At 64.9% G+C, this 22,553-nt stretch carries 22 protein-coding genes and 1 other RNA gene; 10 read left to right on the top strand and 13 right to left on the bottom strand.

Annotated features, from left to right (window positions below):
* Position 1: 1 nt before the first annotated feature.
* The 6 genes from BXA07_RS10900 to BXA07_RS10925 all read right to left on the bottom strand — a co-directional run bounded on the left by BXA07_RS10900 (position 2) and on the right by BXA07_RS10925 (position 6,753).
* A complete protein-coding gene (locus BXA07_RS10900) occupies positions 2-355 on the bottom strand; it encodes a DUF3325 domain-containing protein (protein ID WP_076567957.1) in 354 nt (117 codons plus the stop codon).
* Positions 355-1,986 (bottom strand): PepSY-associated TM helix domain-containing protein, encoded by a 1,632-nt coding sequence (locus BXA07_RS10905; RefSeq protein WP_076567958.1) that lies wholly within the window; start codon positions 1,984-1,986, stop codon positions 355-357. The genes BXA07_RS10900 and BXA07_RS10905 overlap by 1 nt, the downstream gene beginning before the upstream one ends.
* Positions 1,983-2,321, bottom strand: a complete 339-nt coding sequence (locus BXA07_RS10910; protein WP_076567959.1) for a DUF3649 domain-containing protein — start codon at positions 2,319-2,321, stop codon at positions 1,983-1,985. The genes BXA07_RS10905 and BXA07_RS10910 overlap by 4 nt, the downstream gene beginning before the upstream one ends.
* Before the next feature lie 340 nt (positions 2,322-2,661).
* Positions 2,662-5,085: a TonB-dependent siderophore receptor gene (locus BXA07_RS10915; RefSeq protein ID WP_076567960.1), complete on the bottom strand. Its 2,424-nt coding sequence runs from the start codon at positions 5,083-5,085 to the stop codon at positions 2,662-2,664.
* Positions 5,086-5,170: 85 nt separating this feature from the next.
* Positions 5,171-6,259, bottom strand: a complete 1,089-nt coding sequence (locus tag BXA07_RS10920) for a FecR family protein (RefSeq protein WP_076568008.1) — start codon at positions 6,257-6,259, stop codon at positions 5,171-5,173.
* Between the two features lie 8 nt (positions 6,260-6,267).
* Positions 6,268-6,753 (bottom strand): sigma-70 family RNA polymerase sigma factor, encoded by a 486-nt coding sequence (locus tag BXA07_RS10925; protein ID WP_170909643.1) that lies wholly within the window; start codon positions 6,751-6,753, stop codon positions 6,268-6,270.
* Positions 6,754-6,921: 168 nt separating this feature from the next.
* Between BXA07_RS10925 and BXA07_RS10930 the strand changes: the two genes are divergently transcribed.
* A complete protein-coding gene (locus tag BXA07_RS10930) occupies positions 6,922-8,553 on the top strand; it encodes an alpha-D-glucose phosphate-specific phosphoglucomutase (protein ID WP_076567962.1) in 1,632 nt (543 codons plus the stop codon).
* Between the two features lie 47 nt (positions 8,554-8,600).
* On the opposite strand, the gene BXA07_RS10935 is transcribed toward BXA07_RS10930, so the two are convergent.
* On the bottom strand, positions 8,601-10,139 hold the full coding sequence (locus BXA07_RS10935) for a POT-type proton-dependent oligopeptide transporter (RefSeq protein WP_170909647.1): 1,539 nt from the start codon (positions 10,137-10,139) through the stop codon (positions 8,601-8,603).
* A 118-nt stretch (positions 10,140-10,257) separates the two neighbouring features.
* The gene (locus BXA07_RS10940) at positions 10,258-10,815 is read right to left on the bottom strand and encodes a GNAT family N-acetyltransferase (RefSeq protein ID WP_076567964.1); all 558 of its coding nucleotides are present in this window, start codon (positions 10,813-10,815) and stop codon (positions 10,258-10,260) included.
* 99 nt (positions 10,816-10,914) lie between these two features.
* Here BXA07_RS10940 and BXA07_RS10945 point away from each other — a divergent pair, with 99 nt between their 5' ends.
* Positions 10,915-11,427: a PadR family transcriptional regulator gene (locus BXA07_RS10945; RefSeq protein ID WP_244556245.1), complete on the top strand. Its 513-nt coding sequence runs from the start codon at positions 10,915-10,917 to the stop codon at positions 11,425-11,427.
* The gene (locus BXA07_RS10950) at positions 11,424-12,662 is read left to right on the top strand and encodes an MFS transporter (RefSeq protein ID WP_076567965.1); all 1,239 of its coding nucleotides are present in this window, start codon (positions 11,424-11,426) and stop codon (positions 12,660-12,662) included. The genes BXA07_RS10945 and BXA07_RS10950 overlap by 4 nt, the downstream gene beginning before the upstream one ends.
* Before the next feature lie 6 nt (positions 12,663-12,668).
* On the opposite strand, the gene BXA07_RS10955 is transcribed toward BXA07_RS10950, so the two are convergent.
* From BXA07_RS10955 to groES, 3 genes are all read right to left on the bottom strand, one after another.
* Complete coding sequence (locus BXA07_RS10955) at positions 12,669-13,175, bottom strand: hypothetical protein (protein WP_244556246.1); 507 nt, start codon at positions 13,173-13,175, stop codon at positions 12,669-12,671.
* Between the two features lie 185 nt (positions 13,176-13,360).
* A complete protein-coding gene (groL, locus tag BXA07_RS10960) occupies positions 13,361-15,010 on the bottom strand; it encodes a chaperonin GroEL (RefSeq protein ID WP_076567966.1) in 1,650 nt (549 codons plus the stop codon).
* A 50-nt stretch (positions 15,011-15,060) separates the two neighbouring features.
* A complete protein-coding gene (groES, locus tag BXA07_RS10965; RefSeq protein WP_010400979.1) occupies positions 15,061-15,351 on the bottom strand; it encodes a co-chaperone GroES in 291 nt (96 codons plus the stop codon).
* Positions 15,352-15,877: 526 nt separating this feature from the next.
* Between groES and BXA07_RS10970 the strand changes: the two genes are divergently transcribed.
* The 5 genes from BXA07_RS10970 to BXA07_RS10990 all read left to right on the top strand — a co-directional run bounded on the left by BXA07_RS10970 (position 15,878) and on the right by BXA07_RS10990 (position 18,139).
* Positions 15,878-16,624, top strand: coding sequence for a hypothetical protein (locus BXA07_RS10970; protein WP_139335528.1), 747 nt, complete (start codon positions 15,878-15,880; stop codon positions 16,622-16,624).
* 156 nt (positions 16,625-16,780) lie between these two features.
* Entirely contained in the window at positions 16,781-17,044 is a 264-nt protein-coding gene (locus BXA07_RS10975; protein WP_076567968.1) for a DUF904 domain-containing protein, read from the top strand.
* Complete coding sequence (locus tag BXA07_RS10980) at positions 17,044-17,355, top strand: cell division protein ZapA (RefSeq protein WP_034747344.1); 312 nt, start codon at positions 17,044-17,046, stop codon at positions 17,353-17,355. Before BXA07_RS10975 ends, BXA07_RS10980 begins: the two co-directional genes overlap by 1 nt.
* Before the next feature lie 54 nt (positions 17,356-17,409).
* A non-coding RNA gene (ssrS, locus tag BXA07_RS10985) (6S RNA) lies at positions 17,410-17,587 on the top strand.
* A gap of 87 nt (positions 17,588-17,674) precedes the next feature.
* Complete coding sequence (locus BXA07_RS10990) at positions 17,675-18,139, top strand: EVE domain-containing protein (protein ID WP_076567969.1); 465 nt, start codon at positions 17,675-17,677, stop codon at positions 18,137-18,139.
* Positions 18,140-18,146: 7 nt separating this feature from the next.
* Here the strand turns inward: BXA07_RS10990 and lgt are convergent, their stop codons facing one another.
* Together lgt and BXA07_RS11000 are read right to left on the bottom strand one after the other, a co-directional pair.
* Complete coding sequence (gene lgt / locus BXA07_RS10995) at positions 18,147-18,971, bottom strand: prolipoprotein diacylglyceryl transferase (protein ID WP_076567970.1); 825 nt, start codon at positions 18,969-18,971, stop codon at positions 18,147-18,149.
* Between the two features lie 63 nt (positions 18,972-19,034).
* The gene (locus BXA07_RS11000; protein ID WP_076567971.1) at positions 19,035-19,961 is read right to left on the bottom strand and encodes a LysR family transcriptional regulator; all 927 of its coding nucleotides are present in this window, start codon (positions 19,959-19,961) and stop codon (positions 19,035-19,037) included.
* A gap of 173 nt (positions 19,962-20,134) precedes the next feature.
* Between BXA07_RS11000 and ilvD the strand changes: the two genes are divergently transcribed.
* Both ilvD and BXA07_RS11010 read left to right on the top strand, forming a co-directional pair.
* The gene (ilvD, locus tag BXA07_RS11005; protein WP_076567972.1) at positions 20,135-22,006 is read left to right on the top strand and encodes a dihydroxy-acid dehydratase; all 1,872 of its coding nucleotides are present in this window, start codon (positions 20,135-20,137) and stop codon (positions 22,004-22,006) included.
* Between the two features lie 220 nt (positions 22,007-22,226).
* On the top strand, positions 22,227-22,538 hold the full coding sequence (locus BXA07_RS11010) for a c-type cytochrome (RefSeq protein ID WP_076567973.1): 312 nt from the start codon (positions 22,227-22,229) through the stop codon (positions 22,536-22,538).
* Positions 22,539-22,553 lie beyond the last annotated feature (15 nt).

The following is a 22,553-nucleotide window of genomic DNA, read 5'->3' on the forward strand; positions in this document are numbered from 1 at the left end:
TTCACAGGACGGCCAGGGCCACGGCGGCGACGATGGCCGCCGTGCCGGCGCCGCGGCCCAGCCGCATGGCCTGGCGGGGCGCGTACGGCAGCAGCCAGATCAGCAGCAGGCCGCAGCCCGTCAGGCTGCCGATCCAGTAGACGAGGCCATAGCCGGCACCGGCGCTGTGCATGGCCCAGGCCAGGCCGGCCGCCAGCGCCAGCCATCCCGTCCAGCGCAGGCGGCGGCGCAGGGGCGCGGGCGGCTCGGCGCCGCGTCCGTGCAGGTCGGCGTAATGGCGGTCCATGGCCAGGCACAGCGCGGACAGGCCCGCGTAGCACAAGGCGAAGACGAGGACGTTCGACAGCAGCTCCATCACGCGGCCTCCATCGTCTGCGCCGGTTTTACCGCATCCGTTGCCTTGTGTGCCTTGGCCGCCTTCACGGGCAGCGGTTTCAATTTGAACGCCGCATACGCGAGGCCCAGGCCCAGCACCAGCACCACCAGGTCGAACGCGGCCACGGCCACGGGGCCGCGGCCCAGGAACAGGGTCGCGCCCAGGTGCGCATGGGTCGTGAAGACGTTCAGTAGGGGCAGCGACGCCAGCAGGAAGGCGCCGGCGGCCAGCTGCATGCGCCACATGGCGCGCGAGGGGCGCAGCTGGGCGATGATGGTGGCCAGGGCCCAGGCGCCGAAGAAGCAGGCGATTTCCTCTTTCGACCGGTCCTCCATCGCCACCGGCAGCAAACGGTTGGCCCAGAAGTAGGCGCCGAAGGCGATCGGGATGCCGGCGATGGCGCCGATGTTGAGCGCTTCGACCAGGCGCAGGCCGAAGCTGGCGCGCTTGCCGGCGGCCAGTGCCTTGGCCTGCTTCTGGCGCGTCTTGACGGCCCACAGCAGGGCGCCCGTGGCGACCATGGCGCAGCCTGCCAGGCCGGACAGGAAGAACAGGGCGCGCAGCAGCGGTCCGCCGAAATGCGCGACGTGCAGTCCCACCATCACGCCTTGCGTGGCGGCGGCGCCAGGCTGCGCGTCGCCCTCGCTCGACAGCAGCTTGCCGGAAACGCCGTCGAATTCCATCGACGGCTGCTTCGACGACATGTCGCGTCCACCCGCGCGCGTCAGCGTGATGGTGGCGTTGGCGTCGCCCGGGTGGTTGACGGAGATGCGCTCGACCTTGCCGCCCCAGCGCTGTTCCGCCTGGCGCACGAGGGGCGCGAGCGCGGTCAGCGGCGCGGCCACGCCGGCCGGCTTGCTGTCGCCCGAACGGCCCGGGAACGCTTCGGCGAAGAAGGCGTCCTGGTCGCCCTTGTAGGCGGCCGTGGCGCCGGACGGCATGTAGAGGAACATCAAGGTGACCAGGCCCGTGTAGGTGATCATGATGTGGTAGGGCAGGGCCAGCACGGCCGTCACATTGTGCGCGTCGAGCCACGAGCGCTGGCCCTTCTTCGGCCGGAAGGTAAACAGGTCCTTGAAGATGCGCTTGTGCGTGACGATGCCGCTGATGATGGAGACGAACATGAACATGGCGCAGAAACCGACGATCCAGCGGCCCCAGATGGCCGACATGTAGTGCAGGTCGAAATGCAGGCGGTAGAGGAATTCGCCGCCCCGCGTCTCGCGCGGCTTGGACAGCACCTCGCCCGTGGCCGGGTCGGCTTTCTCGCTATGGAAATTGCCGCGCCGGCCGCGCTTCTTTTCGCCGGGCTTCGAGGGTTTGCTCCAGCCCAGCTGGGTGGCCGGATTGCGCTCGCCGGGCAGGCTGATGAACCAGCGCGTGGCGCCCGTGGCCCGCTCTTCCATCGCCTGTTGCGCGACGGTGGCCGCCACTTCCGTCGTCACGTCGCTGGCGGCGGCGCCGTGCAGTTCGGGCTGCATCCACAAGGTGATTTCATTGCGGTAGTAGCTGGCCGTGCCGGCGCAAAACACCAGCAGCAAGATCCAGCAGACGAGCAGGCCGGACCAGGTGTGCAGCCACGCCATCGACTGGCGGAAACCTTCTTTCATGCGAGACTCCAGGAGAGTGCGTCCATCGATTGCAGGATGGCGGCGATGACGGCGGCCGGAATCAGGAGACCCAGCCAGGCGCGCAGGGCGCTGCGCGTGGCAAAGACCCACATCACGGCGCAGGTGTAGACGGCAAACGACAGCAGGGTGGCCGTCATGACGGCTTCGGAACGGGCCATGGGCAGGCTCACCGACAGCAGCATGGTGACCAGCGCGGCCAGCACGTAGCCGCCAACGATGGCCGCCACGCTGCGCGAGGCGACGCCGAGCCGGTACATGGCTCCGTCGGACAGGCGCAGGCGCGCGATTTTTTCAACTGTGGCAGGTGCGTGCATGGTCAGTCGTGTTCCTTGCCGGGCGGCAGGGCGGCAGCGGCGGGAGAAAGCGCGGCGGCCAGCGTAGGTGTTCGTGCCATGAAACCTCCTTTGTTGGTGATGGATATGGAAAGGCTTGCTTGGCGGGGATGCCTGGCTGGCGCAGCGTGTCATCCAGCTGCGCACCAGCCATGCCGTGCCGGCCGATGAGTGGCGGGCGGGTAATGCGGGAGCGGATTCCGGCTGGAATCCAAATGTGAATGAGAACTATTCTTATTATAGTGCGGAGTTGCGAGACATGCAAGTGTGCGCTGCGGCAATGACGCCGCCGCAGGCATGCGGCAGCGTGGATGGCAAGCGCTTACAGTGCCGGCGTGTAGCGCACGGTGAGGAGGATGTTGCGCGGTTCGCCGAAGTAGTTACCACGGCGCAATTCGCCCGTGGCGGCCCAGTAGGTCTTGTCCGTTATATTGGCGATGCTGAGGCTGGCGCTCCAGTTGCGGTTGAAAATATACGCGGCACGCGCGTCCCACACCGCGCGTCCGCCGTTGCGGAAGCGCACGTCGGGATTGTCATCGGCCCGGTACACATAGCCGCTTTGTGCCGAGACGCCGCCGCCGATGCTCCAGTGGTTCCACGCGCCGTGCAGGCGGTAGCTGGTCGACACGCGCAGCATGTGCTTGGGCGTGACGGTGGGCGGCGTTTCATCGCCTTCGCCGCGCGCGATGTTGTAGGTGTAGCCGGACGACAACTGCCAGCCCGGCAGCACTTCGCCGCTGGCGTCCGCGTCGATGCCCGTGCTGCGGATGGGGCGCCCATTGCGGTAGCAGCTGCCCGTCACGTCCCACTTCAGGCAATCGTCATTGCTGGCCTCGTCGTAGATGGCCGTGTCGCGCTTGTCGATGCGGAAGGCGGCCAGCGCCACGTTCAGGCGGCCGTCGTACAGTTCGCCCTTCACGCCCGCTTCATAGGTGTCGCCGACGACGGGTTTCAAGGGCTGTCCGCCCAGCGTGTAGTACAGGCTCTGCGGCTGGAAGATGCTGGCATAGCTGCCGTACACGGACCAGCGCTTGTCGAGGTCGAGCACCAGGCCCGCGTACGGCGTGAATTCGCGGCTCTCCTTGTAGCGGCTGACGGGGTCGGTGGCCAGCTTGCCCGTGGTCTGCTTGTCGAACCAGCTCAGGCGCCCGCCCAGCAGCAGATGCAGGTCCGGGCGCAGTTCCCAGCGCGTGCTGGCGTAGGCGCCGTAATGCTGCTCGTTCAGGTGCGGCAGCGAATCCCAGGCCGGATGCGCGGGCTGCGCGAGCAACGAATTGTTCGGGTGGAAGACGTCGAAGGGCAGGCCGGGCGAGGTCGAGGCCGCGTGGTCGTCGGTGACGGCGCGCGAGGCGTTCATGCCCAGCAGCACCTCATGCCTGCCGCCCCAGGCTTGAAAAGTGCCGCCCGCGTTGGCGTCCAGGCCCGTGGTGACGATGTCCTGCTTGCGGTAGTTGACCGTGTACAGGCGCGCCCCCTGCTGCGTGGCGGGATTGATGCTGCCGCGCACGATGGCTGCCTGCTGATCGAAGGCCCCATACGTGCGGTTGAGGGCAAGCTTGGCCTTCCAGTCGCCGCCAAAACGGTGTTCGAGGTCGGCGAACAGTTCGCCGATGGTGGCGTCGTGGCGGTTCCAGTCCTGCGCCAGCGACGTCGAGCGGCGTACCGGCAAGGTCGCGCCGTCGCTGTAGCGGGGCAGGCCGAACAGCCAGTAGCCGTCCGTCACCGTGTGCTGGCGGCGCGCGCCGGCGCGCACGGTGGTGGCGGCGTCCAGGTCCGCTTCGACGATGCCGTAGAACAATGGCATGCGGCTGTGCGCCGCGTCATAAAAGTAATCGCGGTCTTCATAGGCGACCAGCACGCGGCCGCGCACGGTGCCGGCCCCGTTCAGCGGCGTGCCCGCGTCGAGCTCGACGCGGCGCTGCTGCCAGCTGCCCATGGTGGCCGTCACGTCCGCATGGGCTTCGGCGCGCGGGCGCTTGCGCACCAGGTTGGCGACGCCGCCCGGCGTGCCGGCGCCGACGATCAGGCCGGTCGAGCCGCGCAGGATTTCCACGCGGTCATACACGGCCATGTCGGGGATCAGCCAGCCCGTGGCATTGTCGGAAATGCCGGGCATGCCATCGATCAGGTAAGACAGGGCATTGCCGCGCGACAGGAACTCATGCGAGCCGAAGCTGCGGTTCATGCGCGTCAGGCCCGTGCTTTGCTCCAGTACCTGGTCCAGGGTGAACAGGTTCTTGTCATCCATCTGCTGGCGCGTGACGACGGACACCGATTGCGGCGTGTCGCGCAGCGAGCGTTCGGCCCCCGCCAGGGTCACGGCGCGCGTCGTGTAGGCGCCGGTGCCTTCGCTGGTGGCCGTGCGCTCGCCATTGGCCGTCACCGTGATTTCCGACAGGGTCGCCGTCTCGCCCGTGGCCTTGGGCGCCGCCTTGATGATGACGGCGCTGCCGTCGATGGCCGCCTGCAGCCCGCTGCCGGCCAGCAGGCGCTCCAGGCCGTCGCGCACGCTCAGGGTGGCGCTGATGGCGGGCGCCGTCTTGCCGGCCACCAGCTCGGGGGCAAACAGCAGTTGCAGATTGGCTTGCCGCGCCAGTTCATTCAGGGCCTGGCCCAGCGGCTGGGCGGCGATGGACAGTTTGACGGTGGGCAAGGCTTGCGCCTGTGCGGCGCTGAGCGTGCCCAGGGCCAGCATGGCGGCCAGGGCGAGGGGGGCGGGTTGCAGATTGAAGCGGGGGGACCACATGCGGCATTCTCCAGGTTACTTGTTGTCGATTAACCTAGTAGACGCGGCAGCGGATCAAATCCTCACCTGCGAATGCGACTTATTTTCATTTATTTTGTTGCAGATGCATGGCGGGCGCCTGCGCAGGCATGGTTGCCGCCATGCGGATCTCGCTGGCGGCGCCCGTGCGCACGAGCTGCACGGGCAGCAGCTGGGGCAGGGCGGCGGCGAAGCGGTCGAGCTGTGTCAGGCTGAAGCTGCCGCCGATGCGCAGGCGCGCCACGGCGGGATCGCGCACGAGCAGGCCCGTGTCGCCGTAGCGTTCGAATTCGGCCAGCGCCGCGTCCAGCGGCACGTTGTCGAAGGTGATCCTGCCGTCACGCCACGGCGCCACGCTGCCGGGGGCCAGGCTGGCGACGGCGGACAAATTCCCTGCGGCGTCGGCCGTGACGCCCTGGCCGGCCGTCAGGTCGACTTGCTCTTGCCGCGCGCCCGCCACGCGCACATGGCCATGCTGCACGGCCACGCGCAGGTGGCTGTCCTGGGCCAGGGTGTTGCGCACGGAAAACTGCGTGCCTACCACCGTCACCGTCACAGGGCCGCTGAGCACGTTGAATGGCTGCCCTTGCTGCGCTTGCACCTGGAACAGCGCTTCGCCGTGCGCCAGGCGTACTTCGCGCCTCTGGCGGTACACGGTGACGTGCAGCTGCGTGGCCGTATCGAGCTGCAGCTTGCTGCCGTCGGGCAGGGCGACGGCCAGGCGCTGGCCCCGCACGGTGGCGTACGACTGGCTGAACACGGCTTGCTGCTGCCACCACTGGTAGCCGCCCGCACCGACACTGAGCAGCAGCATGGCGGCGGCCGCATACGGCAGGGCGCGCAGCCAGTGCCGGCGGGGAGCGGACAGTGGCGCCGGGGGGACCGTCCAGCGCGCGGCGACGCGGGCGGGAATCCGCCGCGCCGCGCGGTGCGTATCGTCCAGCTGCGCGTACGCGTGGGCGTGACGCGCATCGGCCGCCAGCCAGGCGGCAAATTCGGCCTGTTGCGGCACATCAAGGTTAGCGCGCCGGCTGAACCAGGTGGCAGCTGCCAGCGCCAGTGGGTCTTGCGTGGCGGCAAAAGCTGCATGCTCGCGCAAGTCCGCCTGCTCCTGGGCGCAGGGGCCGAAATCATGGCGGGGCGGGTGGGCGGTCATGGGCGCCATTATGTGGCTTCCCGCAAGGAATGCAACTGCGCCCGGCAACTGAGCATGCCGCGCGCGATATGTTTTTCCACCATGCTCACGGATATGCCCATGCGCGCGGCGATCTGTGCGTGCGGCAATTCTTCGAAGACGTGCAGCACGAAGGCGTCGCGGCAGCGCGGCGGCAGGGCATCGATGGCGGCCACGCAGGCTTGCCAGTCCTGGCTGCTTTCCAGTGCCTGTTCCGGCTGCAAATGCCGGGGCGCTGCCGGATGCGCGGCTTCCGGCAGGGCATCGAGTTCCTCGTGCTGGCGCAGGGTGGCGCGGCGGTGCTGGTCGATCATCAGCTTGCGCGCCGTGTGGTACAGCAGCGCGCGTGGTTCGCGCACGGCCGCTTCGCCCAGCACGCGCGCATAGCTTTCCTGCACCAGGTCGGCAGCAGCCTCGCGGTTGCGCAAGCTGCGCCAGCAAAAGTTCAACAGTTCTTGGTAATAGCGTGCAACCACGGCGTCCGATGTCTGAGTCCGCAGCCAGGAATGCCGCATATGAGAATGATTCTCATTATATGACATGCGGGGATGCGGCGCTAAGCGGCTTGCCGCACCGTGGCAGGCGTACAACGCTTTGCCGGGCGCCCGGCATCGGTTAACATGGGAAGTTAACAGGGAGGCAACATGGCTATTCAAATCATCAATACGGCGCCGCTGGCCGGCCAGCGGCCCGGCACCTCGGGCCTGCGCAAGAAGGTCGCGGTCTTCAGCGCCCCGCAATACCTGGAAAACTTCGTGCAGAGCGTGTTTGACACGCTCGGCGACTGCCGCGGCCAGACCCTGGTGCTGGGCGGCGACGGGCGTTACTACAACCGCGCGGCCATCCAGACGGTGCTGCGCATGGCGGCCGCGCACGGCTACGCACGCGTGCTGCTGGGGCAGGGCGGCATCCTGTCGACGCCGGCCGTCAGCTGCGTGATCCGCAAGCATGGCGCCAGCGGCGGCCTCATCCTGTCGGCCAGCCATAACCCGGGCGGTCCCGATGGCGACTTCGGCATCAAGTACAACATCGCCAATGGCGGCCCGGCACCCGAGAAGGTCACGGAAGCCATGTTTGCGCGCACGCAAACGATCAGCGAATACCGCATCAGCGACGCGGCGGACATCGACCTCGACGCTCCGGGCACCGTGCGCATCGAGCAGATGACGGTCGAGGTGATCGACTCCGTGGCCGACTATGCGGAACTGATGCAGCAGCTGTTCGACTTCGACGCCATCCGCGCCCTGTTCGCGGGCGGCTTGCGCATCTGCTTTGACGGCATGCACGCCGTCTCCGGCCCGTATGCGACGGCCATCCTGGAAGGCATGCTGGGCGCGACCAAGGGCAGCGTCATCAACGGCGTGCCCCTGGAAGACTTCGGCGGCGGCCATCCGGACCCGAATCCCGTGAATGCGCGGGAATTGATCGCCATCATGGCATCCGACGATGGCCCCGACTTCGGCGCCGCCTCGGACGGCGACGGCGACCGCAACATGATCGTCGGCCGGCGCTTCGACGTCACGCCCTCGGACAGCCTGGCCATCCTGGCCGCCAACGCCACCGTGGCGCCCGGCTACCGTGGGGGCTTGAAAGGCATCGCCCGTTCGATGCCCACGTCGGGCGCGGCCGACCGGGTCGCCAGCGCGCTGGGCATCCCCTGCCACGAGACGCCGACAGGCTGGAAATTCTTCGGCACCCTGCTCGACGCCGGCATGGCCACCCTGTGCGGCGAAGAGAGCTACGGCACGGGCTCGAACCACGTGCGCGAAAAGGATGGCCTGTGGGCCGTCTTGTTCTGGCTCAACCTGCTGGCGGAGAAAAAACAGTCGGTGGAAGACATCGTGCGCGCCCACTGGGCTACCTATGGCCGCAACTATTACTCGCGCCACGACTATGAAGGCATCGACAGTGCTTGCGCGGCGCAGCTGATGGACGCCGTGCGCGCCCGGCTGGCCGCCTTGCCGGGCCAGGTATTCGATGGCTACACGGTGGCGCTGGCCGACGATTTCAGCTACACGGACCCCGTCGACGGCTCCGTGGCGACGCAGCAGGGCATCCGCATCATCATGACGGACGGCGCGCGCATCGTGCTGCGCCTGTCGGGCACGGGCACCGAGGGCGCCACCCTGCGCCTGTACCTGGAGCGCTACGAAGCCGATCCCGCGCAGCACGCGATCCCCACGCAGCAGGCGCTGGCGGGACTGATCGCCGTGGCCGAGCAGGTGGCGCAGATCCGCGCACGCACGGGGCGCGACGCGCCGACGGTGACGACGTAAAAAAGGGCGCCCTCGGGCGCCCTTTTTTACGTCGGATCAAGCCGGCATCACGCCTTCGCTGGCACGGCTGCCTGGCGGTAGTTGTCCACCATCTTGTAGCGCTTCGCATACAGGCCGAAGGCCAGCATGGCGACGGCGGCAAAGGCGGCGAAGAAGAACATCTGGAAGGCCGTCACGCTGATGCCGCTCTCGGCGATCTTGCCGATCACGCCTTCGTTCATGACGCTGCGGTTGACGATCAGCACCCACAGGTTGCCCACCGTGGTCGACAGATTCCAGAAGCTCATGATGGCGCCCTTCATCGAGACGGGCGCCTGGCTGTAGGCAAACTCCAGGCCCGTGGCCGAGACCAGCACTTCGCCGAACGTCAGCAGGGCGTAGGGCAGGATCTGCCACATGATGGAAACGGCGCTGCCGCTGTCGAGGGCCAGCTGCAAGAGGCCAATGACGATCCACGCCAGCGAGGAAAAGCCGATGCCGGCCGTCATGCGGCGCAGGGCCGTCGCTTCCCAGCCGAAGCGGTTGAGCATCGGGTACAGCACCAGGTTGTTGAACGGGATCAAGAGCATCACCAGCATCGGGTTTAGCGCCTGCATCTGCGCCGGCAGGAACCAGCTTGGTTTTTCCATGGTGTTCGCCTGCACGATCCACGTCGAGGCCTTCTGGTCGAACAGCGAGAAGAACGGCGTGACGAGGGCGAAGATGACGAGGATGCGCAGCACGGCGCGCACGCCTTCGACGGCTTCGTCCGGGTGGATGCCGCGCGCGCGTTCGAGCTGCATGGCCGTGCCGATGCTGCCGAAGGCCAGCAGCAGGACCAGCGCCGTACACGCGGAAATCACGAAGCCCCATTCGGGAATGCTGTAGAACGCATACAGGGCGCCGATCACGCCGACGTAGGCCACGTACAGGCCAGGGCGCGAGCCGCCGTCGACGCGGGCCAGCAGGGCGGTGCGGGCCACGCGGGTGAACGAATCGGGATTCGGCGGCGCCGGCGGCACGTGCACGTACTTCTTGGCGCCCATCCAGAAGACGATGGTGGCGGCCAGCATCATCAGGCCGGGGATGCCGAAGGCGATCGACGGGCCGAAATCGCGCAGGAACATCGGCATCAGCAGCGAGGCGAAGAAGGAGCCGAAGTTGATGATCCAGTAGAACAGGTCGAACACCAGCTTGGCCTTGTGCTTGTTGGTCTGGTCGAACTGGTCGCCGACGAACGAGGCCACGAGCGGCTTGATGCCGCCGGAGCCGAAGGCGATCAGGAACAGGCCGAAATAGAAGCCGTTGACGCTGTTTTCAAAGATGGCCAGACAGGCATGGCCGGCGCAATACACGAGGCTGAGCCAGAAGATGGTGTTGTACTTGCCGAAGAAGCGGTCGGCCAGCCAGCCGCCCAGCAGCGGGAAGAAATACACGCCGATGACGAAGGTGTGGAACACGTGCTTGGCTTCGCCCGTGCGCTGGTCGATCGGGATCATCAGCAGCAGGGTGCTGATGAGGAATGGCGTCAGGATGTTGCGCATGCCATAAAAGCTGAAGCGTTCGCAGCCTTCGTTGGCGATGATGTACGGTATTTGCCGCGGCATTTTGCCCGTGGCGGTTTGTGTCTCGGCCGATGACATTGGCTCTCCCCCAAGTTTTTTTTGTAAGCCGCGATGCTAAGGCCTGCCGCGTTTGCTTGCAACAGAAAAAACGGCTTGTCCGCTATTTCGCAGGGATTTGTAAGGTATTGATTTTCATAAAGACATCATTTTTCGTCGTTGCGATGGCGGGCCGCGGCAGCATGTATTGCATTTGCAGCATGCCGGCCGATGCCGCCTCGCCGGCCAGGACAAAGCCGCAGCCCAGGTAGAGGCTCAACGCAGCATGGTTGTCCTGCGCCACGGCCAGGCGCACGCGCGCCAGTTCGGGAACCCCGCAGGCATGGGCGATGGCCGCCTGCACGAGTTGCCGCGCCACGCCCCGGCCGCGCGCCGGTGGCGCCACGTACACGCCCCACAGGCTGGCCTTGTCATGCACGACGGCAATTGGTTCGCGGCGCAGGCCGGCAATGGCGATCAATCGTCCATCTTCAAAAGTGCCAAACATTATTTGGTGCGGCGTGGAGCGCAGGCGCTGGGCCATCTGCGCCAGCGGCACGGCGATTTCCGCTGCCTGCGTGGTGCAGAAGGCGCCCGGCGATTCGGCGATGCCGGCCAGGCGCAGCATGCGGTAGGCGGGCGCGTCGTCGGGCGTGAGGGGGCGGACGGTCGGGGCAGGCATGTGGGCGAGTATCGGGCTTTGATGCCGGAAAGTAAACCTTGCGTTGCAGCGCACTCCAAATTAAGATATATCTTATTGCGATATATCTTAAGGAATGCCATGTCCCTCTTACCACACGGCGCGCACCCGCCGCGCGCCGCTGCCAGCGTGGCCCCGGCCGCGCGCGGGCCGAAAATGTTTGACGCGGGCACCTTGCGCTACCTGGTGCTGCAATTGATTGCCGACAAGCCGCGCCACGGCTACGACATCATCAAGGCCATCGGCCAGCGCGCCGGCGGCGCGTATGCCCCGAGTCCCGGCGCCATCTATCCGCTGATGCACGGCCTCGTGGGCCACGGTTACGTGGCCGTCAGCCTCGACGGCAACAAGAAGTTGCACAGCATCACGCCCGAGGGGCTGGCTTTTCTTGCGGCGAACCGCGCCTATGTCGATGCGATTGCCGCCAGGATCGGTGCGCCGGCCGGCGCGGACGACGATTTGCGCCACTTGATGCATGAACTGAAGGCGGCCGTGCTGGCGCGCGGGCGCGCGGGCGATGCGGATGCCGTGCGCCTCGACGCCATGCGCGCCATCCTGCGCCAGGCCCGCAGCGATATCGAGGCGCTGGCATGACGGCCGCACCTGCACCTCTGCTGACGCCGGCGCGCGAGCGCGCGATGCTGTGGCTGCTTGCGCTGACGCAATTTACCGTCATCATGGATTTCATGGTGATGATGCCGCTGGCGCCCCAGCTGATGCAGGCCTTCCATATCGGCCCGGCCGCCGTCTCCGGCGCCGTCTCGGCCTATGCCTGGTGCGCGGGCCTGTCCGGCTTGCTGGCGGCCACGTATATCGACCGCTTCGACCGCAAGAAGCTGCTGTTGACCATGTTTTGCCTGTTCACCGTGTCGAACCTCGCTTGCGCGCTGGCGCCGAACTTCCACGTGCTGCTGTGGTCGCGCGCGTTTGCGGGGCTGACGGGCGGCGTGCTGGGCGCCATCGTCATGGCCATCATCGGCGACGTGATTCCCGCCGAGCGGCGCGGCGCGGCCACGGGCGTCGTCATGACCTCGTTTGCCATGGCGGCCGTGGGCGGCGTGCCCATCGGCGTGGTGCTGGCCGCGCACTTTGGCTGGGCTTCGCCGTTTTTCCTGCTGGTCGCGCTGTCGCTGCTGGTCTGGCTCGGTGCGGCGCGCGTGCTGCCGGCGCTCACGGCGCACATGGGCGCGGCTCCCACGCCGCTGCGCCAGGTGCTGCCGAACCTGCTGGCGCTGCTGCGCGAGCGGCGCCACCTGCAAGCGTTTTCCTTGTCGATTGTCAACATGACGGCGGGCATGCTGGTCATACCCTTCATTTCGCCCGTGCTGGTGGGCAATATGGGGCTGGCGCCGGCCGACGTCACCTGGGTCTACCTGGCGGGCGGCTGCGCCACGATCTTCACGGCGCGCCTGATCGGCCGCTGGGCGGACCGGGCCGGCAAGCAGCAGGTGTACCGCTGGGTGTCGCTGCTGTCGATTGCGCCGCTGCTGTTCATGACGCACTTGCCCCAGTTGCCGCTGCTGGGGCTGATGCTGGCGTTTCCCTTCTTTATGGCCTTGGTGTCGGGCCGCATGGTGCCGCTGCAGGCGCTGCTGACGACGATACCGGAACCGCACAAGCGGGGCGCGTTTCTCAGCGCCAATTCGGCCCTGCAAAGCCTGGGTAGCGGCCTGGGCGCCTGGCTGGGCGGCCTGACCCTGCAGACGGACGCGGCCGGCCACATCAGCGGCTACGGCATCAATGGCTGGCTGGCGGCGGGCTTGTCGCTGTGGACCGTGTGGTGGGTGGCGCGCGTGCGCGGCGCGGCGCCGCAGGGGGCGCCGGCGTAGGGATAGTTACTGGGTGGCAATGCGCTGCATGGGCGCGTTGTCCTTGCGCCATTGTTCCAGGCTGATCAGCTCGCCGCTGACGACGTCGTCGACGAGGATGCGCTTGCCATCCTGGGAAACGACGAAACTCTCCCAGCGGTGCGCCGCTTCCGGCGTGTTTTCCATAAAGCTCAGGTCATGGTAGGGCTTGCCATCGATGAGACGCACGTCGGGCGACGTTTCCATCACGGCGCCATGCGCGCGGCCGCCCGATGCCTTTTCGATATGCGCCGACCAGGCCTTGATTTCCGGCAATGCCATCAGCGCGTCGACGGCGCGCGCGCTCGGTTCCGGCGCCGGGCTGCCGGCGGCGGGGGCATCGGTGCCGTGCGGGGCGGACTGCTGGTGCAGGTAGAAAGCGCCGAGCCCGGCGGCCAGCAAGCCGGCCAGGATGCCGGCGATGACGGCGGTTTTGGAAGAAGAGGCGCGTGGCGGCATGATGGTGGCGTCAGAAAGAAGGGCGATGGCGGCCATGCTAAAGCAAAACGCGCGGGCGGGCAATCGTTGAGGTTTCTAGAAGGCAAGACGAAAAAAAGCCACCTTCCGTAGAAGATGGCTTTCGGGGCCGCCGGGCAGGCGCTGGCAGCTTTTGGCCTGCCTGCCCTGTCCCGGCGTATGCATCCCTGCGCGCCGTCGCCTGCGCGCGGAGATGCCGGACATTACATCATGCCGTCCATGCCGCCCATGCCACCCATGCCACCCATGCCGCCGCCCATGCCGCCAGCTGCCTTGTCGTCAGCGATTTCGCAGACCATGCAGTCGGTCGTCAGCATCAGCGAAGCGATCGAAGCGGCGTTTTGCAGCGCCGAACGGGTCACTTTGGCTGGGTCCAGGACGCCCATTTCCACCATGTCGCCATACGTGCCGTTGGCAGCGTTGTAGCCGTAGTTGCCCGCGCCAGCCAGTACGGCTGCCACGACGACCGAAGCTTCTTCGCCGGCGTTTTGCACGATCATGCGCAGTGGCTCTTCCATGGCGCGCAGGACGATCTTGATACCGGCGTCCTGGTCAGGATTGTCGCCCTTGACCGTGATGTTGGCGCGTGCGCGCAGCAGGGCTACGCCGCCGCCTGGCACGATGCCTTCTTCCACGGCAGCGCGCGTGGCGTGCAGTGCATCTTCAACGCGGGCTTTTTTCTCTTTCATTTCGACTTCGGTGGCTGCGCCAACCTTGATCACGGCAACGCCGCCAGCCAGTTTGGCCACGCGCTCTTGCAGTTTTTCACGGTCGTAGTCCGAGCTTGCTTCTTCGATCTGTACGCGCACTTGTTTCACGCGTGCTTCGATCGAGGCAGCTTCGCCGGCGCCATCGATGACGATGGTGTTTTCCTTGCCCACTTCGATGCGTTTTGCCTGGCCCAGTTCGGCCAGGGTCACTTTTTCCAGGGTCAGGCCGACTTCTTCAGCGATCACCTGGCCGCCCGTCAGGACAGCGATGTCTTCCAGCATGGCTTTGCGGCGGTCGCCGAAGCCTGGTGCTTTCACTGCGCAGGTTTTCAGGATGCCGCGGATGTTGTTCACAACCAGGGTAGCCAGCGCTTCGCCTTCGATGTCTTCCGCGATGATCAGCAGTGGACGGCCAGCCTTGGCGACTTGTTCCAGTACCGGCAGCAGGTCACGGATGTTCGAGATTTTCTTGTCGCACAGCAGGACGAATGGGCTGTCCAGGACGGCAACTTGCTTTTCCGGGTTGTTGATGAAGTATGGCGACAGGTAGCCGCGGTCGAACTGCATGCCTTCAACGATGTCCAGCTCGTCGTTCAGCGACTTGCCGTCTTCAACGGTGATGACGCCTTCCTTGCCGACTTTTTCCATCGCTTCAGCGATACGCTCGCCGATCGAGTAGTCCGAGTTCGCCGAGATCGCGCCAACCTGGGCGATTTCCTTGGTCGTGGTGCAAGGACGGGCGATTTTCGCCAGTTCTTCGACGGTGGCGGCAACTGCCTTGTCGATACCGCGCTTCAGGTCCATCGGGTTCATGCCGGCGGCAACGAACTTCATGCCTTCGCGCACGATGGCTTGTGCCAGCACGGTGGCGGTGGTGGTGCCGTCGCCGGCGTTGTCGCTGGTGCGGGAAGCAACTTCCTTGACCATTTGCGCGCCCATGTTCATGAGCTTGTCTTTGAGTTCAACTTCTTTCGCTACCGACACACCATCCTTGGTGACGGTAGGGGCGCCGAACGAGCGCTCCAGCACGACGTTGCGGCCTTTCGGGCCCAAGGTGACTTTGACTGCGTTGGCGAGGATGTTGACGCCTTCGACCATCTTGGCGCGCGCTGCGTCGCCGAATACTACTTCTTTAGCTGCCATGTTCAATTCTCCTGAGTTTCGGGATGTATCTGTCTACAACGTGGAAACAATTACTTGACGACGATCGCCATGATGTCTTCTTCGCGCATGACCAGCAGCTCATCGCCGTCAACTTTGACGGTTTGGCCGGCGTACTTGCCGAACAGGACGCGGTCGCCCACTTTGACATCCAGAGGACGCACTTTGCCGTCGTCGAGAATCTTGCCATTGCCTACGGCAAGGACTTCGCCTTGATCCGGTTTTTCAGCAGCTGCATCAGGAATGATGAGGCCGGACGCAGTCTTGGTTTCCTGGTCGAGGCGTTTGACGATGACGCGATCGTTCAATGGGCGCAGATTCATACAAAACTCCTTAAAGTTCAATGGATAGGTGTTGCTAAATGAATACATGCCTGGCACAGCGCCAGGCGTGCTTTCAGTGACCGCCGTTGAAAGCAGCCCGCAACGGTCAAGCAAACCCCATGGCATCGTGTGCAGGCCGGCGCTGGGCAGTGGTGGCATCGCGGCGTCGCCCGCCGCGTAGCGTTCCCTGCTGTTGCCCGGCAGACACCATCATGTCCTGAGGATTGCTACGAAAGAGTTTGTTAGCACTCTCTACTAACGAGTGCTAATTATAGGGACGGTAGGGGGCTTATTCAAGGGCTTATTCTCCGGGAAGATATGCATACACGTTCTGCGCAGCCTGCATTTACACAGGGTTTGCGCTGGCGCAAGCCAGCTTCCCGGGCGTCAGCAACAGGCGCGACTCTAGCATGGCCGGCAGGCGAGGGGCGTTCCTGTACGCACGGGAAACAGGGTTTTACTATGGACTTTGATAAGATGATTGCAATTGCACATCAATATCGCCACCTGCGCCAGAAAGCACACCATGTCATTGACACTTTCCCGTCCCGCCCTGCGCCTGCTGGGCGTCGCCGTCGTCGGCCTCGCCTGCCTGGGCAATGCCGCCGCGCAAACGCCCACCATTCTCGACGAGATCACCGTGGCCACCCTGACGCCGCTGGAAAAGGAAATGCTGCTCAACGAGCTGTTCAACGACCTGAACAAGGACGACGACGACCAGGACGCCCACGTGTGGGACAACGGCGGCGACAGCGGCGCGCGGGTGAACGTGACCTATAACTTCAGCAATTCCGGCATGACGGAGCACAGCCTGAAGGCGCACCTCTGCCGCGACCTGAAATTCGTCGTCACGGCGGGCGGCAAGTCGCAAGACCTGAGCCGCCGCACCTGTTCGCAGAACAGCGGCCGCTGGGACGTGCAGGGCAAGGACCCGGCGCCCGTCGTGTATCCGCCCTTCCTGTCGGACGTGACGGTGGCCAAGTTGAACGCGAAAGAGCAGGCATCGCTGCTGACGGCCGCCGTGCGTACCTTGAAAGATGAAGAGGATGGCAAGACGCGCCAGTGGAGCAACAAGGGCCTGGGCAATGCGGCGCCGCTGGCAGTGCGCCTGACGCCCTCGCGGACGGACGCCAAGCCGGGCAGCTACCACCGTACTTGCCGCGACTTGACGATGGTGCTTGACGGCAAGGGTGGACAACAGACGCTGGTGCGCCGCTCTTGCGAAAACCGCTATGGCGGTCTCGATATCGAACCCGATTACGTCGACGAGTAAAACGCTGCCATCGCGGCGCCGGCAGATGCGTGCAGATGGCGAAAAGCGCCGGAAAAAGAGTGTATTGTCCGCCAACTGCCCTGCATTGATGTAAATATGTGTGACAGCGGCGTGATTCGATTGACGCCCATGGAGCGTCCGCCCTATAGTGGCGGGATGATTTCCGAATTCAATGAATTATCCGACAAAATAGGCCTGCTGGCCGAAATGACCCATGCGCTGCGTCGTGAAAACGCGCAATTGCGCAAGGACAACGCCGCCCTGTCCGCCGACAACGCGCAGTACGTGCAACGCATGCGCGAGGCGCAGGAGCGCGTGGAAGCCTTGCTGGAAAAAATCCCGGAACTGGTGCAGGCCGGCCTGGAGCAAGCCGCTTCGGAAGCGGGCGCCTATATTGCCGAGAACGAGAAGGAAGCGTAATGCCGCGTGTCGATGTCAATATCATGGGCCAGTCCTACAGCATGGTGTGCCGCGACGGCGAAGAGCGCGCGCTGCGCGAAGCGGCGATCTATCTCGATAGCAAGATGAAGGCCATCCGCGACGCGGGCAAGGTCAAGGGCAACGACCGTATCGCCGTGCTGGCCGCCTTGGGCGTGGCGGCAGAGTTTCTTTCCGTCAAGTCGCCGCAAGGGCCGCTGTCGGAACTGACGATACTGGAAGTGAAGCAAAAAATCTCGGCCATGCACACCGTCCTGGACAGCGCACTGACGCCCCAGGAAAACCTTTTTTAAGCGGACACGCGACGATTTGTCTTTGCGATGCGCGAGCAAAGGAGTAAACTTGGGTCTACCCTGCGGTGTTCGCGATTGCCATATATTCCTTGAACCATTTATGCGCATCGGTTGCGAATTTTGTTTGATGGGAGTGAGCGTCGCTCGTTCGACGAACCCGAAATTGAACTAACGTGACCACCTTGAACCGTTTGGTTCGGGATGCCGGCATAGCGGCACAGGCGGGGCCTAATTTGCAGTACAAAAAACGGTTGCAGCATCAGCATGCGCAGCCGTTTTTTTACGCCTGTCGCTTTTATTCTTTGACCTGGGAAATGCAATGAAACAATACTGGCTGATGAAGTCCGAACCCGATGAAGTGAGCATCGACGACCTGATGGCCGCGCCCGGGCACACCTTGCCCTGGTTCGGCGTGCGCAACTACCAGGCGCGCAACTTCATGCGCGACGGCATGCGGCCGGGCGACGGCGTGCTGTTTTATCACTCGAGCTGCCCGCAGCCGGGCGTGGCGGGCATAGCCGAAGTGGCCAGCGGCGCCTATCCCGATCACAGCCAGTTTGAAGAAGGTGGAAAGTACTTCGACCCGAAAGCCACGCCTGAACAGCCACGCTGGATCAGCGTCGACGTACGGGGCCTGAAGAAGACGGCGCTGCTGCCCCTGTCCGAGCTGCGCCAGATGCCGGAACTGGAGGACATGCTGCTGCTCAAGAAGGGCAGCCGCCTGTCCATCACGCCGGTGACGCCGGCGCAATGGAAAGTGATTACAAACAAACTACTGGGCTGATCGCCCCTCAGACCGCGCGCGCCTTGGTGGGCGGCGTGCCCATCACCTGGCTTTTATACGCCCACACGAGCAGGGCGATGGCGCCGACGATCATGGGCAGCGACAGCATCTGGCCCGACGTGATCGGCACGCCCAGCCACACGACTTCCCAGTCCGGCGTGCGGAAGTATTCCGTGAAGAAGCGCGCGCAGCCGTACAACAGGGTGAACATGGCGCCCACGGCCATGCGCGGACGCTGCTTGCGCGCATACAGCCACAGGATGATGAACACCAAAATACCGTCGACCAGCATCTGGTAGATCGGCGACGGGTGCACGGGATACGGGATGCCCGGCCACTGCATGGCCCACGGCAGGGTGTCCGGGGCGATGCGGCCCGGCAGTTCGGCATTGATGAAATTGCCCAGGCGGCCGGCCGCGTAGCCGAGCGGCACCAGCGGCGCGATGAAGTCGAGCACGTCGAACAGGTTGCGGCCCGCCTTGCGGCTCCACAGGTACATGGCGAGGATGACGCCGAGGAAGCCGCCATGGAAGGACATGCCGCCATGCCACACCATGAAGATCTCGAGCGGATTGTGCAGGAAGTATTCGGGACGGTAGAACAGCACTTCACCCAGGCGCCCGCCGATCACCACGCCCAGCATGCCGTAGAACAGCATGTCGTCGAGGTCTTCCTTCTTCCAGCCCAGCACGGCGATATGCGGCTGCCTGATGCGCACACGGCCCAGGGCAATGAACAGGGCAAAGGCCAGCACATACATCAGGCCGTACCAGTGCACGGCGAGCGGGCCGATTTGTATGGCGATGGGGTCGGGCATCGGGTGTATCAGCATCGGTTTTCTTTCATTATTTGAAACTTGGGTTGCGTAGTATGACCTTGCGGCAAGTTTTTTGCCTTAGCGGCCACTTAATAATTGACCGGTATTGCATATCTGCGTGCGCAGCAGGGCCAGAAAGCCCTGCAGCACGGCGGATGGATTGTCGCGGCGCCACGCCAGGCCCGTTTCCACCAGCGGCGTGGCATCCTGCAGCGGCCTGTATTCTACGCCGGGGCGCATCAGGTTCGATACCGATTGTGGCACAAGCGCGATGCCCATGCCAGCCGAGACGAGGCTGACGATGGTCTGCATCTGGATCGCTTCCTGGCCGATCTGCGGCGTCACGCCGGCCGCGCGGAACACGCCGAGTATCGCGTCGTGCAGGGCGGGGGATATTGCACGCGGGAAAATGATCAACGGCAGCGGCGGCACGTCGCCCAGGCGCACGGGGCCGGGCGTGTTCAGGATGGCGAGGCCGGACGGCGCGGCCAGCACCAGCGGCTCGGCCAGCACGGGCAGGTAGTCGAGTTCGCCCTTCGCCTTCTCGGGCAGGGGCGGGATCAGCAGGCCCGCATCCGTGCGCCCGGCCAGCAGTTCGTCCAGTTGCAGGTCGGAGGTGGCTTCCTGCAGGGCGATCTGCACCTGCGGATAGGCCGTCTGGTACGCGCGCAGCAGGGGCGGCAGCACGCTGTAGTCCGCCGAGGAAACGAAAGCCAGGCTCAGACGCCCCGCCTCGCCCTGCGCGGCGCGGCGCACCAGCGCGGGCAGCGCCTGCGCCTGCGCCAGCAGCCGGCGCGCCTCGGGCAGCAAGGCGCTGCCTGCCGGCGTCAGCTGGACCTCGCGGCGCGTGCGCACGAACAGGGGGGCGCCCAGCTGTTCTTCCAGGGCCATGATGGTTTGCGACAGGGGCGGCTGCGTCATGTGCAGGCGCGCGGCGGCGCGGCCGAAGTGCAGCTCCTCGGCGACGGTGACAAAGTAGCGCAGCTGGCGCAGTTCAAGGTTCATATGCTTTTCCATGCAGATTGAATGCTGTGATATGTAAAACGACTCACAGCCATGTGCATCATATATTTGACAGTGGCGCGTGCGCAAGGCAATCTGGCGTACCCCCACTGCATGCAGGGTTTTGTTGAGAATCCGCACAGTCAGGCATCAATCATCCTTGGAAGGACCCCATCATGCCGCAATACCGCTCCCGCACCACCACCCACGGCCGCAACATGGCTGGCGCCCGCGCCCTGTGGCGCGCCACCGGCATGAAGGATGGCGACTTCGACAAGCCGATCATCGCCGTCGTCAACTCGTTCACCCAGTTCGTGCCCGGCCACGTGCACCTGAAAGACCTGGGGCAGATGGTGGCGCGCGAGATCGAGGCGGCCGGCGGCGTGGCCAAGGAATTCAATACCATCGCCGTCGATGACGGCATCGCCATGGGCCACGGCGGCATGCTGTATTCGCTGCCCTCGCGCGACCTGATCGCCGACTCCGTCGAATACATGGTCAACGCCCACTGCGCCGACGCCATGGTCTGCATCTCGAACTGCGACAAGATCACGCCGGGCATGCTGATGGCCGCCATGCGCATCAATATCCCCGTCGTGTTTATTTCCGGCGGGCCGATGGAAGCGGGCAAGGTCGTCAAGGTGGTCAACGGCACGCAGAAGATCATCAAGCTGGACCTGGTCGACGCCATGATCAAGGCGGGCGACAGCACGGTGTCCGACGCCGACGTGGCCGAGATCGAGCGCTCGGCCTGCCCCACCTGCGGTTCGTGTTCCGGCATGTTCACGGCCAACTCGATGAACTGCCTGACGGAAGCGCTGGGCCTGGCCCTGCCCGGCAACGGCACGATCCTGGCCACGCACTCTGACCGCCAGCAGCTGTTCCTGCGCGCGGGCCGTCTGATCGTGGAACTGGCCAAGCGCCATTACGAGCAGGACGATTACTCGGTGCTGCCCCGCTCGATCGCCACCAAGGCCGCGTTCGAGAACGCCATGGCGCTCGACGTCTCCATGGGCGGCTCGACCAACACCGTGCTGCACCTGCTGGCCGCCGCGCACGAGGCGGAAGTGGAATTTTCCATGGCCGACATCGACCGCATTTCGCGCAAGGTACCCTGCCTGTGCAAGGTCGCGCCGATGACGGACAAATACCATATCGAGGACGTGCACCGCGCCGGCGGCATCGTGGGCATCCTGGGCGAACTGGCGCGCGCCGGCCTGCTCGACACCACTTTGCCGACCATCCACGCGGCCACCATGGCCGACGCCATCGCGCAAAACGACATCATGTGCACCGACAACCCTGCCGTGCATGAACTGTTCCGCGCCGCGCCGGGCGGCGTGCCGACGCAGACGGCGTTTTCGCAGTCCGAGCGCTTCGCCGCCGTCGACAAGGACCGCAGCACCGGCTGCATCCGCGACAAGGCCCACGCGTATTCGCAGGATGGCGGCCTGGCCGTCCTGTACGGCAACCTGGCCGAAAAGGGCTGCATCGTCAAGACGGCGGGCGTCGATGAAAGCATCTTGACATTCTCGGGCAAGGCGCGCGTGTTCGAAAGCCAGGATTCCGCTGTTGCAGCGATTTTGGCCGATACCGTGCATGAGGGCGACGTCGTCATCATCCGCTACGAAGGCCCGAAAGGCGGTCCCGGCATGCAGGAAATGCTGTATCCGACCTCGTACATCAAATCGAAGGGCCTGGGCAAGGCGTGCGCGCTGTTCACGGACGGGCGCTTCTCGGGCGGTTCCTCGGGACTGGTGATCGGCCACGCCTCGCCGGAAGCGGCCGAAGGGGGCGCCATCGGCCTGGTGGAAGAGGGCGACTTCATCGACATCGACATCCCCGCGCGCACCATCAACCTGCGCGTGACGGACCTTGACCTGGCCGCGCGCCGCGCCGCCATGGAAGCGAAGGGCGACGCGGCCTGGCTGCCTGTCAACCGCGACCGCTACGTGTCGCAGGCCCTGCAGGCGTATGCGGCGCTGACGACGTCGGCCGACCGCGGCGCCGTGCGCGATCTGTCGCAGTTGAAGAAGCAGAAACGCTGATTTGTTGCATAAGTGAGACGGCCGGCCCCGTTCGACCGCGCGGGGCCGGCTGTCGTTACATCGCCTTACAAACAACATGGTCATGGGCGCGCGGATGGGGCAGAATAGGCATGCCTTCCGACTACATTGCGTTACTACATTGAAACGCTTGATCTGGGCTCGTGGTGCATCTGCGGAAACACAGTAAAATGCCGCAGGAAGTAACTTTGGAGAAAAGACAATGAAACGTTTTATGTTGGTGAGTGTATTGGCCGTTTCGGCTCTGGCATCGCAAGCTGCGTTGGCCAATCCGGACCTGGCGAAAGCAAAAAACTGCATGGCTTGCCACGCGGTGAGCACGAAACTGGTGGGTCCTGCGTATAAAGACGTGGCGGCCAAGTATGCCGGTCAAAAAGACGCGGAAGCCAAGCTCGTGGCGAAAGTCATGAAGGGCGGTTCCGGCACCTGGGGCGCGATCCCGATGCCAGCGAACCCGCAAGTGAGCGAGGCGGAAGCCCGCACCCTGGTTAAATGGGTACTGGCACAGAAATAATCTGTGCCGCAGTAC

It is taken from the genome of Janthinobacterium sp. TND4EL3 (assembly GCF_900156175.1).
In the GTDB taxonomy this organism is placed as follows: domain Bacteria; phylum Pseudomonadota; class Gammaproteobacteria; order Burkholderiales; family Burkholderiaceae_D; genus Janthinobacterium.

Excerpts from the sequence above, each read along its gene's own strand:
- groES (WP_010400979.1), bottom strand. The coding sequence starts at position 15,351 with ATGAATCTGCGCCCATTGAACGATCGCGTCATCGTCAAACGCCTCGAC.
- BXA07_RS10940 (WP_076567964.1), bottom strand. The coding sequence starts at position 10,815 with ATGCCTGCCCCGACCGTCCGCCCCCTCACGCCCGACGACGCGCCCGCC.
- BXA07_RS10905 (WP_076567958.1), bottom strand. The coding sequence starts at position 1,986 with ATGAAAGAAGGTTTCCGCCAGTCGATGGCGTGGCTGCACACCTGGTCC.
- BXA07_RS10990 (WP_076567969.1), top strand. The coding sequence starts at position 17,675 with ATGAAACAATACTGGCTGATGAAGTCCGAACCCGATGAAGTGAGCATC.
- BXA07_RS10920 (WP_076568008.1), bottom strand. The coding sequence starts at position 6,259 with ATGACCGCCCACCCGCCCCGCCATGATTTCGGCCCCTGCGCCCAGGAG.
- BXA07_RS10900 (WP_076567957.1), bottom strand. The coding sequence starts at position 355 with ATGGAGCTGCTGTCGAACGTCCTCGTCTTCGCCTTGTGCTACGCGGGC.
- BXA07_RS10935 (WP_170909647.1), bottom strand. The coding sequence starts at position 10,139 with ATGCCGCGGCAAATACCGTACATCATCGCCAACGAAGGCTGCGAACGC.
- BXA07_RS11000 (WP_076567971.1), bottom strand. The coding sequence starts at position 19,961 with ATGAACCTTGAACTGCGCCAGCTGCGCTACTTTGTCACCGTCGCCGAG.
- BXA07_RS10910 (WP_076567959.1), bottom strand. The coding sequence starts at position 2,321 with ATGCACGCACCTGCCACAGTTGAAAAAATCGCGCGCCTGCGCCTGTCC.
- BXA07_RS10975 (WP_076567968.1), top strand. The coding sequence starts at position 16,781 with ATGATTTCCGAATTCAATGAATTATCCGACAAAATAGGCCTGCTGGCC.
- BXA07_RS11010 (WP_076567973.1), top strand. The coding sequence starts at position 22,227 with ATGAAACGTTTTATGTTGGTGAGTGTATTGGCCGTTTCGGCTCTGGCA.
- BXA07_RS10980 (WP_034747344.1), top strand. The coding sequence starts at position 17,044 with ATGCCGCGTGTCGATGTCAATATCATGGGCCAGTCCTACAGCATGGTG.
- BXA07_RS10970 (WP_139335528.1), top strand. The coding sequence starts at position 15,878 with ATGTCATTGACACTTTCCCGTCCCGCCCTGCGCCTGCTGGGCGTCGCC.
- ilvD (WP_076567972.1), top strand. The coding sequence starts at position 20,135 with ATGCCGCAATACCGCTCCCGCACCACCACCCACGGCCGCAACATGGCT.
- BXA07_RS10930 (WP_076567962.1), top strand. The coding sequence starts at position 6,922 with ATGGCTATTCAAATCATCAATACGGCGCCGCTGGCCGGCCAGCGGCCC.
- BXA07_RS10955 (WP_244556246.1), bottom strand. The coding sequence starts at position 13,175 with ATGGCCGCCATCGCCCTTCTTTCTGACGCCACCATCATGCCGCCACGC.
- groL (WP_076567966.1), bottom strand. The coding sequence starts at position 15,010 with ATGGCAGCTAAAGAAGTAGTATTCGGCGACGCAGCGCGCGCCAAGATG.
- lgt (WP_076567970.1), bottom strand. The coding sequence starts at position 18,971 with ATGCTGATACACCCGATGCCCGACCCCATCGCCATACAAATCGGCCCG.
- BXA07_RS10945 (WP_244556245.1), top strand. The coding sequence starts at position 10,915 with ATGTCCCTCTTACCACACGGCGCGCACCCGCCGCGCGCCGCTGCCAGC.
- BXA07_RS10950 (WP_076567965.1), top strand. The coding sequence starts at position 11,424 with ATGACGGCCGCACCTGCACCTCTGCTGACGCCGGCGCGCGAGCGCGCG.
- BXA07_RS10915 (WP_076567960.1), bottom strand. The coding sequence starts at position 5,085 with ATGTGGTCCCCCCGCTTCAATCTGCAACCCGCCCCCCTCGCCCTGGCC.